Below are 12164 nucleotides of genomic sequence, written 5' to 3'. Positions count from 1 at the left end.
ATCGCAGCATGGCAACGACGGCGAAATAAAACCCGAGCCCGCATCAAATGGATGTTCACAACCGACAAAGCCCGCGCCAAACTCGGCCGCGCCTATCCAACGACCGTCAAAGAGTCAAAACCACTGTGACGAACCACTAGTCGTGTCGGCGGCTGCGCTTCCCGTGATTTCCCGGGCCTGGTCGACGAAGCTGGTTGCGAATGCCAAAAAAGCGGGTTCCCGCATCATCGCTGCGCCTAAGGGCGCGAAAGTCGAAGAGAAGCGCCTCACGCCACCAGCGCGGTGAGCATGACCGCATTGTCGCGGCCGAATTCGGTCATCGGGACCGGCTTGCCGAACAGATAACCCTGCGCGAGTTCGACGCCGGCTTTGCGCATGTAGTCGAGCTGTTCTTCGGTCTCGATGCCTTCGACCGTGGTTGTGATGCCGAGCCCCTTGGCGAGCGCGATCGAGGAGGCGACCACCGCCTGGCAATCGGTGCGGCTGAGCACGCCCTTGGTGAAGGACTTGTCGATCTTGATCTTGTCGAACGGAAAGATCGTCAGGTAGTTCATCGACGAGAAGCCGGTGCCGAAATCGTCGAGCGCGATCGACAGGCCGAGGTTCTTCAGCTGCCGGATCGTGGTGAGATGCGCTTCCTGGTTCTCCAGGAGCGAAGTCTCGGTGATCTCGAGCTCGAGCCTTTCCGGCTGCAGGCCGGTCTTCACCAGCGCGGCCAGGATCACCTCGAACAGGTTACCTTTCTTGAACTGGATCGCCGAGATGTTGATGGCGACCTTGACGTGGGCGGGCCAGTTGGCCGCGTCCGCGCAGGCGCGCTCCAGAATCCATCCGCCAAGCGGCGCGATCAGGCCGGTGGTTTCGGCGAGCGGAATGAAGTGGTCCGGCGGGATCATGCCCTTGATCGGATGGCGCCAACGCACCAGCGTCTCGACGCCGATAAGCTCGCGGGTCTTGATGTCGACCACCGGCTGGTAATGCAGCTCGAACTGTTCCTGCGCGATCGCCTCGCGCAGCTCGCGTTCGGCCGATTGCTGGGTATGGACGATCTCCAGCATCTCGTCCTGGAACAGGCGGAAGTCGTTTCGCCCGCTTGACTTGACGGTGTAGAGCGCCAGATCCGCGCGCTTGAGCAGTTCGCCGGGCTCGACGCCGTTTTCCGGCGCCAGTGCAATGCCGATCGAAGTGCCGACCGCCATTTCCTGGCCGTTGATCTCGAACGGCTTTGAGATCGCCTCGAGGATCCGCAGCGCCAGCGCCACGGCGCCTTCGCGCTGCTCCGCGCCGCCTTCCTGGATAATGGCGAACTCGTCGCCGCCGAGACGGGCGAGCACGTCGGTATCGCGCACGGTCAATTGCAGGCGGCGCGCCACTTCGCCGAGCAGCTGGTCGCCGGCGAGATGGCCGAGCGTGTCGTTGACCGCCTTGAAGCGGTCGAGGTCGATCATCATCACGGTGACGTTGCCGCCGTTGCGCCTCAGCCGCTTGCTGGCCTCCTCGAGGCGGGCGTTGAACTCGGCGCGGTTGGCAAGCCCCGTGAGCACGTCATGCCGCGCCAGGTGGACGATTTCAGCCTCGGCGCGCCGCCGCTCGGTGATGTCTTCCATCATCGCGACCCAGCCGCCGCCGCGCATCGGCTGGCGCGTCAGCAGGATCGAGCGGCCGTCCCGCATTTCGTCGATCCGCGAGGCGTCGGGCGGCAGCGCCACCATCTCGGCGACCTTCGCCTTCACGTCGGGATGATCGACCGGCTTGTTCAGGTTGCGGGAGATGCGGATCGCGGAAATGTCGGCGTAGGGCGTTCCGATCTTGAGCAGGTGCGGCGGCACGTTATAGAGCTCGGCGAAACGGTCGTTCCAGACCGTCAGCCGCTTCTCGCCGTCGAACATGCACAGCCCCTGCGCCATGTTGGACAGCGCCGTCGAGAAGCGCGTGTTCATCACCTCGAGCTCGGAGGCTTTTTCCGCCAGCAGCCTGGTCTGGGCCCGCCGGGCAGTAACGTCGTCATGGATGCCGACCCAGCCGCCGCCGGTAATCGCAGTATTCACGATCGAGATGACCTGGCCGTCTTTCAGGCGGGCGGTGGCCCTACTGTGGCCGGTCTCGCGCAGTTCCTGCCTGAAGCCATCGACAAAGCCAGTGACGTCGAGATCCCGCTTGCCGGTCTGATCGCAGAACTTGACAATCGAATAGATGCTCGCGCCTTGCCGCGTCAGCTCGGGCGGCATCCGGTAGATCTTCTCGTAGCGCTCGTTCCAGACCGTCAACCGGCCTTCGGCATCGAACATCGCAAGGCCGCACGACATGTTGGTCAGCGCGGCGTCGAAGCGGACGTTCTGCCTGTAGATTTCGCTGTTGAGCTGGCGCAGCACGCGCTGGCCGTTGGCGAGGCGAATCTGGTAACGGATGGCAAAGCCGATGGCGATCAGCACGAGCAGCGTGACGATCGAGGCCACCATGATGTAGGCCGTGCGATGCGCCCGGTATTCGCTCAGGATCGAGTCCTTGGACAGGCCGACCATGAAGTAGAGGCCGTATTTGTCCGAGGCGCGAAAAGCGATCAGGCGGTTGACGCCGTCCATCGCGCCAACGCCCCAGTAGTGGCCCGACGTCGGATCGCCTTCCATCGAATTGCCGCGCGGAACGATGCGGCCGATTTCGTTTTGCTTAAATCCCTGCGCCGCCAGAATGACGTTCTTGCCGTTGCGGATCGAGATGCTGCCGCGGTCGCCCAGGTTGGCGCTGCGGTAGAACGGCGCGATGAAATTCGGATTGAGCGACAGCGTGATGAGGCCGGCCGTAGAGCCGTCCGGGTTACGAAGCCGGCGCAGCAGCAGAATCGACATGCGCTTGGTGGTTCGCCCCACGACCGGGTCGCTGATCACCAGTTCGTCGTCGGTGGCGTGCAACGCCTTGTCTACGTGCGGGCGGTCGCCAAGATACGGCAGAGGACCGCTGCGGTTGGCCGTCGTGGCTTTGGTGTAGCCGTCGGCGCCGATCAGGGTTATCAAAATGGCGTCCTCGCTGATCAGCGCGCTCTGTTCAGCCCACTGAAGCAAATTGAAATGAGCAGGATCGTCCTCGTAGCTCTTGCGCAGCAGAAGCAGCGTGCGGTCGAAGCGCATCAGCGTGTCGACGGTATTGTGCTCGAACAGCCGCACCAGGCTGTCGGACTGCTTCATCGCTTCCTCGACCGCCTTCTCGCGCTCGATGGAGGAGATATAGAAGGCGACGAACCAGCTCGCGGCGATCAGCAGCAGACCGGCAATAGCAGCCGAATGCAGGAAAGCCCGCATCCAGAGCAACCATTTGCCGCGCCAGGTCATTCGTCCAAGGCCCCCAAAAGGAAAACGCGAAAAACGAATGCGTTTTATCGCCCTTGGTGGCTTAAGCCGTGGTTACGCGGACTTCTTTCCGCTGGAAGTAGTTAATGCCGCTCGAATCTGTGGGGGATTTAAAGCCAAATTTTACCACGCTAGTGCCCACTTTCCGAAGTTCGTGTCACACCTCAGCACGCACCTTTCACGAACTTCGGAAAGTTATGGGCACTAGAAAATCTATGATTCTAGTGCCGCTTTTCTATTTGAAGTTCCTGGATCGAATTTGCCGCTTGTAGCGCAGGAACTTCAAATAGGCGGCACTAGCCCTGGAAACAGCAAGTACTATGCCAACCCTTCTCAACTCCTCAAAATGCCGGGTTCTTGCCCAGCCTCGCCGGCCGCGGCTTTATGCCTGATACGATGGGCGCCCTGTGAAGCCTGATGGATGCTTTAGTGTTTCTTTAAACTTTTGGCGTACTTCGGAGAGATAGTTGACTCGAACCGCCGTCGTTTGACGTGAGTAGATCGGTTCGGGGCCGCCAATATTTTCGATCTAAGATATTTTTTGCATCTTTCGGATCGCCATGCATTTCCTGGTATCCCGCGAATACCCCGTAGTCGACTACCAGACGATGGCCGAGTTTGTCGGACATGAGAGGCTGTTTCGAACTGCCGACGGCGTGTTCTGGCTGCATATGTCCTCCGACGGTAGATCAGTCGCAGAGGAACGCATCATTCGGCTGACGCTGCGCGATACCATCACGTGGCTTAAGGAAGCGCCTGAACAGTTCGGTTCGTTCTGGGATTTCGCGATGGTTGCCGCGCCTCTAGTGCCCACTTTCCGAAGTTCGTGCTCCATCGCAACACCCCCACCTTCACGAACTTCGGAAAGCCATGGGCACTAGGCAAAGCGCGAAAATCCACGACGTAGCTCGCAGATATTACCATGGTTGAAGGCCGAGAGGCACCACGCTACCGAGTCAAGAAGCCTGCCTGGATCGAGCATGGCGGCGACAAAATTGCCTGCACGGTACGCGATCTCTCGCTTACCGGCGCATCCCTGGAGGTTTCCGATCCCAGGAACGTCCCCGAAAAATTCACGCTGGTGGTCCCGGAGGACGGGTTGAAAATCGCTTGTCAGGTGATCCGGCGCGCAGAATTCCGACTGGGCGTCAAATTCGAATAGGCGGCGAGCACCGGCTTGCGCTTCTGGCAGGTCACAGCGACATCGCAGCAGCGACTTCTCCCTGCCTCGGCTCGCTCCGACACGGGCCGCCCAATTTCTAGGCACAGCCAGAGCAAAATCCCCGACGACGCGCCGTTCGCCACGGTCGCAGGCCGCGATTGCTCAACTCTCCCGCATACAATCGAGGGAATCTGCCGAGATTTTAGTCAGCGGCAAAACCTCCCAACTTCGCCGCGAGACTCTTTTGCCAACGTAAACAGATAGATGCCGGCAAAGAGGCTCTGGCACGAAGCTTGCGACATGCCTGTCAGGTCTCGCCGACCGGCGGAGGCCGCAAGAGGCAGCGGGATTGCCCGCCACGGGGAGTAAGCAATGGATTTCAGCAGCATTTCACGACGGCGCCTGTTGCAGGGGAGCGCGGCGCTGACACTCGGCACGGCGCTGGGCACGCGAGGCGCGACAGCCGCCGATACCACGATCGGCTTCATCTATGTCGGCTCGCGCGACGACTATGGCTACAACCAGGCCCACGCCGCCGGCGCCGCCGCGCTGAAGAAAATGGCAGGCCTCAAGGTGGTCGAGGAAGAGAAGGTGCCGGAGACCGACGCGGTCGAAAAGACCATGGAGTCGATGATCAACCTCGATGGCGCGACGCTGCTGTTTCCGACCTCGTTCGGCTACTACAATCCGCATGTCCAGAAGATCGCGGGCAAGTATCCGAAAGTGCATTTCGAGCACTGCGGCGGCTTGTGGACCGACAAGGATCCGAAAAACGCCGGCAGCTATTTCGGCTACATCGACGAAGCGCAGTACATCGCCGGTATCGTCGCCGGCCACACCACCAAGAGCGGCAAGCTCGGCTTCGTCGCCGCCAAGCCGATCCCGCAGGTGTTGCGCAACATCAACGCGTTTACGCTCGGGGCCAAGCTCGCCAACCCGAAAACCACCACACAGGTGATCTTCACCGGCGACTGGTCGATGCCGGTGAAGGAAGCCGAAGCCACCAACAGCCTGATCGACCAGGGCATCGACGTGCTGACCTGTCATGTCGACGGCCCGAAGACCATGGTCGAGAACGCCGCCCGCCGCGGCGCCTTCGTCTGCGGCTACCACGTCAACCAGTCGCCGCTGGCGCCGAAGGCTTATCTCACCGGCGCCGAGTGGAACTGGGAAGCGCTTTATCCGAAGTTCATCAAGATGCTCGCAGCCGGCCAGAGCATCCCGAACTTCTACCGCGGCGGCCTGCAGGAAGAGATCGTCAAGGTCTCGCCATACGGCCCGGCCGTATCGGACGCCGCGCGCAGGCATGCCGATGAGGTGAAGGCCAGGTTCATGGCGACGGGACTAACGATCTTCAAGGGCCCCTTGGTCGACAACAAGGGCAAGACCGTCATCGCCGCCGGCACCGAACGCGGCCAGAAGGATCCCGAGCTCGAAAAGATGGACTATCTGGTCGAGGGCGTGCTCGGAGCGGCTGCGTGACATCTGAAGTTGCGGATTCGGTCGAGGCGGCCGCGGCCGCACCCACCGGATTTCTCGGGCGCCACGGCGCGACAATCGAGTACATCCTGATCCCGGGCGCGGCGCTGGCCGGCGCGCTCGTGGTGTTCGGCATCTTTGTCGCGCTGTTCGGCAAGAATCCGCTCGACCTCTATTTCTACATGTACCAGGGCGCGTTCGGCACCTGGTTCTCCTGGCAGAACACGCTGACGCGCGCCGCGCCCTTGATCCTCACGGCGCTCTGCACGGCGCTGCCCGCGCAGCTCGGCATGGTCATCATCGGCGGCGAAGGCGCGCTCCTGATCGGCGCGCTGTCGGCCACTTCCATGGCGCTTGCGATGCCTTCGGCCCCGCCGCTGGCCGTCCAGTTCGCGATGGCGGCTGCCGGCATGACCGGCGGCGGCTTGTGGATCATGCTGTCGGGCGGCTTGCGGCAATATCGCGGGGTCAACGAGACGATCTCGAGCCTTCTGCTCGTCTATGTCGCGCTCGCCATTCTCAACCATCTGGTCGAAGGCCCGATGCGCGATCCCGCGAGCCTCAACAAGCCGTCGACGCGCGAGATCGGCGCCGCCAACATGATCGGCTCCATCCCCGGCACCGAGGTGCATTGGGGCCTGGTGTTCGGCGTGATCGCCGCGATCGCCTGCTACGTCCTGATCTATCACACCACCTTTGGCTTCGCTGCGCGCGTCGCCGGCGGCAACATCCGCGCCGCGAAGATCGTCGGCCTCTCCGTCGGCAATCTGATCCTGACCATCTGTTTCCTCGCAGGTAGCTGCGCTGGCCTCGCGGGCATGGTCGAGGTCGCCGCTGTCCAGGGCCGCACCAACGCCAACCTCGCCGCCGGCTACGGCTTCACCGGAATCCTGGTCGCATTTCTGGCGCGGCAAAACCCGCTCGCGGTCATTCCGGTCGCGATCCTGATCGGCGGCATCGGCGCCTCCGGCGGCCTCTTGCAGCGAAGGCTCGGCCTGCCCGACGCCTCCGTACTGGTGCTGCAAGGCATCATCTTCGTGTTCGTCCTGGCGAGCGACGCGCTCTACGGTCGGATCGGCTTTTTGAAGGGAAAACCCTGACATGGCTGACGCATCGATCGGGCTCTGGACCGTGCCGCTTGCCGTGTTCGGCGGCGCCATCCGCGTCTCCACACCGTTTCTGTTCGTGAGCCTGGGGGAATGCATCACCGAGCGGTCAGGCCGCATCAACCTCGGGCTAGAAGGCACGCTGGTGATGGGCGCGATGAGCGCCTACGGCATCTCCTATCTCTCGGGCTCGCCGTGGCTCGGGGTCCTCGCTGCCGGCCTCACTGGGGCGATGCTGGGCGCGCTGCATGCCGGAATATGCTCGCTGCCGCGCGTCAACGACATCGCGGTCGGCATTGCGTTGATGCTGTTCGGCACCGGGCTCGCCTTCTTTCTCGGCAAGCCGCTGATCGAGCCGACGGCGCCGCGGCTGCCGGCGATCGATTTCGGCTGGTGGAGTAACATTCCGCAGCTCAAGGCGGCGTTGCGCATCAACGTGCTGTTTCTGTTTGGCGTCGCACTCGCGCCGGTTCTCTATTGGGCGTTCCGCACCACGCGCTGGGGCCTTCTGATCCGCACCGCCGGTGAAAGCTCGGACGCCGCGCGCGCCATGGGCCATTCGGTGCTGCTGATCCGCTTGCGCGCAACCATGGTCGGCGGCTTCCTCGCCGGCATCGGCGGCTCGTTCCTGTCGCTGTTCTATCCCGGAAGCTGGAACGAGGGCCTGTCGTCAGGCCAGGGCATCACCGCGGTCGCGCTCGTCATCTTCGCACGCTGGGACCCGATGCTCTGCCTGTGGGCGTCGCTCGCCTTTGGCGGCGCGGCGGCGCTAGGGCCGGCGTTGCAATCGGTCGGCGTCACCTTCGGTTATCATCTCTTCAACGCCGCGCCTTACTTTTTGACGCTGGCGATCATGATCATCACCTGCTCGCCGAAACGTACGCTGACCGGCGCGCCCGCTGAACTCTCGATCACCAGGTAACCATGCCCGAGCGCTTTATCAAGTCCGAGCCCTATCCCTGGCCCTATAACGGCGACCTTCGACCCCAAAACACGGCGTTGATCATTATCGACATGCAGACCGATTTCTGCGGCGTCGGCGGCTATGTCGACAAGATGGGCTACGACCTGTCGCTGACCCGCGCGCCGATCGAGCCGATCAAGCGCGTGCTCGCGGCGATGCGCGGACACGGCTATCACATCATCCACACCCGTGAGGGACATCGTCCCGACCTCGCCGACCTGCCCGCCAACAAGCGCTGGCGCTCGCGGCAGATCGGCGCCGGCATCGGCGATCCCGGCCCGTGCGGACGGATTCTGGTGCGCGGCGAGCCCGGATGGGACATCATTCCGGAGTTGGCGCCAAAGACGGGCGAGCCGATCATCGACAAGCCCGGCAAGGGATCGTTCTGCGCCACCGACCTCGAATTGATGCTGCGCGTGCGCGGTATCGAGAACATCGTGCTGACCGGGATCACGACCGACGTCTGCGTTCATACCACCATGCGCGAGGCCAATGACCGCGGCTTCGAATGCGTGCTGCTCGAGGATTGCTGTGGCGCCACCGACAAGGGCAACCACGACCACGCCATCAGGATGGTCAAGATGCAGGGCGGCGTGTTCGGCGCGGTGGCCAGATCCGCCGATCTGATCGGAGCGATCTAGATGATCGTCGGCGAGATACCTCAGCCGCCTGGCGCTTTCGGCATCGACGCCATCGCCATGACGATGCGCTTCGGCGACTTCACCGCGCTCGACAATGTCGAATTGAAGGTTCGCGCCGGCACGCTGCACGCTCTGCTCGGCGAAAACGGCGCGGGCAAGAGCACGCTCGTCAAATGCATCATGGGCTATTACCGCGCCACCGAAGGCCAGATGATCGTCGGCGATCGCGAGCAGACGATCGCCAATCCGAAGGACGCGCATGCACTCGGTTTGGGGATGGTCTACCAGCATTTCACGCTGGTGCCGGCGATGACGGTCGCCGAAAACCTGGTGCTGGCGCGCGACAATGTTCCCGCCGTGATCGACTGGGCGAAGGAGAAGAAGGATCTCGCGGCTTTTCTGTCACGGATGCCATTCAAGGTGCCGCTCGGTGCGCGCGTCGCCGACATCTCCGCCGGTGAGCGGCAGAAGTGCGAGATCCTCAAGCAGCTTTATCTGAAGCGGCGCTTCCTGATCCTGGACGAACCGACTTCGGTGCTGACGCCGGGCGAGGCCGACGAAGTGCTCGGGATGCTGCGCAAGATGGTCGAGAATGGCGGACTGACGATCCTGATGATCACGCACAAATTTCGCGAGGTGATGGCGTTCGCCGACGAAATGACGATCCTGCGCCGCGGCAGGCTCGCCGGCAAAGGCCCGGTCAGGGAGCTGACACCGGATGCGATGGCGCGTGCCATGATCGGCGCCGAAGAGCTGACCATCCAGCCGCCGCGCTCGGGCGAGGCCGGCGGCGTCCGGCTTGAGCTCGACAAACTCAACGCGCTCGACGATGCCGGCGCGGTGGCGGTGAACGACGTTTCGCTGTCGGTCCGTGGCGGCGAGATCGTCGGCATCGCCGGCGTTTCCGGCAACGGCCAGCGCCAGCTGGTCGAAGTGCTGGCCGGTCAGCGCGAGGCCGAAAGCGGCGAAATCCGCGTCGCCGGCGAGGCCTATCGTGCGAGCCGCGAGGAAATGCGCCGGCACAAGATGTCGCTGTTGCCGGAAGAGCCGCTGAAAAACGCCTGCGTCGGCGGCATGAGCGTCGCCGATAACGTCGCCTTTCGGGAATTCGACCGTGCGCCCTTTGCCAAAGGCGGCTGGTGGCTCGATCGCGCCGCCTTCCGCAGCGACGCCGAGAGGAAGATCAGCCGCTACAAGATCAAGACCCGCGGCCCCGATATGCCGATCGCGGCGCTATCCGGCGGCAACGTCCAGCGCGCGGTGCTGGCGCGCGAGCTCGGCGGCGACGTCGAGGTGCTGATTGCCGCCAATCCCTGCTTCGGGCTCGATTTCGCCGCCGTCGCCCAGATCCATGCCGAGATCATGGCGGCGCGCAATCGCGGCGCAGCGGTGCTCCTGGTCAGCGAGGACCTCGACGAACTGCTGGAATTGTCCGATCGCCTGGTCGTGATGTTTCACGGCCGGCTCGTCTATGAGGCGCACGCGAGCGAAGCCGACCTGACGGAAGTCGGCCGCCATATGGCCGGACACTGATCGAGGTTTGCTAGTGTGGCGGTTCAGAAATTCGCATCGTTTGTGCCGCGGGTTCGTCGTGCGGACCTCTGGACCAAAGCCACACTAGAACAGTAGGTTGGCTAGTACTACTGGATCACAAATTTCGCCGCTGGTTTCGCGGCATGCGACGGGAACAGCATTGGCATCGTTGCAGGGACGAATCCGGTACTGTGCCTCAAGCGGCCTCCTCCCGAACCAGCCAGAAGCCTGGCCCATAGGGATTCTCGTCCGGCACGAGGCGCCACAGCGTTCCGGTGGAAACGTGCCTGAACCATCGGTCGCGCGTGCCAAATGGCCCACTGAGGGGCGCTCGCACCTCTTCTGCCAGACCGCGGGCGATCTGGCTTCGCATCCACGTCAAGAACCGGTCCCGCTCACGCAGCGAGCCGAAACTACTGATTTCTTCCCACAAGAACATAATTTCGCGTCGCGCAATCTTCCAGCTTGCGTGCACAACGCGGGGGGCCCCAAGTTGTTCAATAGTTGTACTTAGGGCGAAACAGAAGGCCATGACGATTTGCCGCGGCGGCAGTCTTTGCGCGCAACGAGGGAGGGCGTCCGGCCTCGATGGGAACCGCTCCGGGTCCCCTGCGGGAACCAGGACCTCGAAGCGAAATTGATTCCTCATGAAAATGGCCAAGCAAATCCGCAAGCAGGCAATGGCGGCCGAGCGGGCCGCCACGCAAGCCGCGGATTCGATCGTCGCCGAGCAGATGAAGAACCTCGCGCTTGCGTTCCGCGCCCAGGCCGACGTCTTGAAGCGGAAGAAGAAAAAGAAGAAATGAACTTCATCGTCAAGGGCATGTGCCAGCACGGCGAGCTATTGCACCGCAGGAAGACCCCGGAGGCGGCCCTTCGAAAAGCGCGCGAACTGTCCAGAAGCGGCTGCTACAACCTGCACATCGTCACCCCCGAAGGCAGGGACTACGATTCCTCGGAATTCGGCGATCTTCCGCGCTCGCCGCGCGAGAGGCGCGCCCGGACCTAATGCCGCCTATTTGACGTTCCTGCACCACAAGCGGCAAATGCGATCCAGTGCTCCGATTCCGAAGTTCGTATCATATTGCGGCTCCACGTTTACGAACTTCGGAATCAAAGGAGCACTAGCAATTATATGATTCTAGTGCGGTTTAGAATTTGAAGTTCCTACGACGAGGTTACCGCGAAACTGATAGGAACTTCAAATTCACCGCACTAGGAACGTCAAGTAGCCCGGTTCAACCGCAGAAGGCTCTTCCACCATGCTTCCCCGCCTGCACTACGGGACGACGGCCAAGGTCTTTCATTGGCTGATCGTCGCGCTTCTGATCGTGCAATACCTGATCGGCTGGCTGATGCCGGACATCCACCGCGATCAGAAGCCGGGGATTGGCATGATCCTTCACATTTCGTTTGGCATCACGATTCTTGGCGCGATTTTGCTGCGCTTCGCATGGCGGCTGACGCATCCGGTTGCGCCCGAAAGCACCTTGCCGCCGTGGCAGCGGCTGAGCTCCGAACTCGTACACTGGATGCTCTATGTCCTGGTGCTCGCGACCACCCTGTCGGGCTGGCTGTTTGCGTCGTTCCGCGGCTGGAGTGTGTCCTACTTCCATCTGTTTCCGCTTCCGATGCTCGCCGGCGACAACGCGGCCGCGGGCAAGGCCATCGACGGCCTGCATCAGGCGGCCGAGTGGACGCTGCTCGTCTTTATCGGATGTCATGTGCTCGCGGCGCTTGCCCACCTGTTTGTCTATCGGGATCGCGTGATGCGGCGCATGCTTCCGGGCTAGTGCGGTGAATTTGAAGTTCCTATCAGTTTCGCGGTAACCTCATCATAGGAACTTCAAATTCTAAACCGCACTAGAATCATATAATTGGCTAGTGCTCCTTTGATTCCGAAGTTCGTAAACGTGGAAGCCGCAATATGGTACG

Annotated in this window: 10 protein-coding genes and 1 pseudogene; 10 read left to right on the top strand and 1 reads right to left on the bottom strand. The window is 62.3% G+C overall.

All coding sequences use genetic code 11. The features are described 5' to 3' along the window. Nucleotides 1-129: pseudogene (locus tag M6D32_RS05985) on the top strand (IS630 family transposase); the annotation flags it as partial. Between the two features lie 137 nt (nucleotides 130-266). Here M6D32_RS05985 and M6D32_RS05980 read toward each other — a convergent pair. Next, nucleotides 267-3326, bottom strand: coding sequence for an EAL domain-containing protein (locus M6D32_RS05980; protein WP_298254334.1), 3060 nt, complete (start codon nucleotides 3324-3326; stop codon nucleotides 267-269). Nucleotides 3327-4266: 940 nt separating this feature from the next. On the opposite strand from M6D32_RS05980, the gene M6D32_RS05975 reads away from it, so the two are divergent. The 9 genes from M6D32_RS05975 to M6D32_RS05935 all read left to right on the top strand — a co-directional run bounded on the left by M6D32_RS05975 (nucleotide 4267) and on the right by M6D32_RS05935 (nucleotide 12022). After that, complete coding sequence (locus tag M6D32_RS05975; RefSeq protein ID WP_298254332.1) at nucleotides 4267-4506, top strand: PilZ domain-containing protein; 240 nt, start codon at nucleotides 4267-4269, stop codon at nucleotides 4504-4506. Between the two features lie 372 nt (nucleotides 4507-4878). Further along, entirely contained in the window at nucleotides 4879-5988 is a 1110-nt protein-coding gene (locus tag M6D32_RS05970; protein WP_298254330.1) for a BMP family ABC transporter substrate-binding protein, read from the top strand. Then, entirely contained in the window at nucleotides 5985-7085 is a 1101-nt protein-coding gene (locus M6D32_RS05965; protein WP_298254328.1) for an ABC transporter permease, read from the top strand. Before M6D32_RS05970 ends, M6D32_RS05965 begins: the two co-directional genes overlap by 4 nt. 1 nt (nucleotide 7086) lies before the next feature. Beyond that, complete coding sequence (locus tag M6D32_RS05960) at nucleotides 7087-8013, top strand: ABC transporter permease (RefSeq protein WP_298254327.1); 927 nt, start codon at nucleotides 7087-7089, stop codon at nucleotides 8011-8013. Between the two features lie 2 nt (nucleotides 8014-8015). Continuing rightward, complete coding sequence (locus M6D32_RS05955; protein WP_298254325.1) at nucleotides 8016-8696, top strand: isochorismatase family cysteine hydrolase; 681 nt, start codon at nucleotides 8016-8018, stop codon at nucleotides 8694-8696. After that, complete coding sequence (locus M6D32_RS05950; RefSeq protein ID WP_298254323.1) at nucleotides 8697-10229, top strand: ABC transporter ATP-binding protein; 1533 nt, start codon at nucleotides 8697-8699, stop codon at nucleotides 10227-10229. A gap of 647 nt (nucleotides 10230-10876) precedes the next feature. After that, a complete protein-coding gene (locus M6D32_RS05945; RefSeq protein ID WP_298254321.1) occupies nucleotides 10877-11035 on the top strand; it encodes a hypothetical protein in 159 nt (52 codons plus the stop codon). Continuing rightward, nucleotides 11032-11238, top strand: a complete 207-nt coding sequence (locus M6D32_RS05940) for a hypothetical protein (RefSeq protein ID WP_298254320.1) — start codon at nucleotides 11032-11034, stop codon at nucleotides 11236-11238. Before M6D32_RS05945 ends, M6D32_RS05940 begins: the two co-directional genes overlap by 4 nt. Before the next feature lie 253 nt (nucleotides 11239-11491). Next, a complete protein-coding gene (locus M6D32_RS05935; protein WP_298254318.1) occupies nucleotides 11492-12022 on the top strand; it encodes a cytochrome b in 531 nt (176 codons plus the stop codon). The last annotated feature ends 142 nt before the right edge of the window (nucleotides 12023-12164 follow it).

This window comes from Bradyrhizobium sp. (assembly GCF_027307225.1).
In the GTDB taxonomy this organism is placed as follows: Bacteria; Pseudomonadota; Alphaproteobacteria; order Rhizobiales; family Xanthobacteraceae; genus Bradyrhizobium.
The sequence above is the reverse complement of the archived record's forward strand: the minus strand, read 5'-3'. Positions and strand labels throughout refer to the sequence as shown.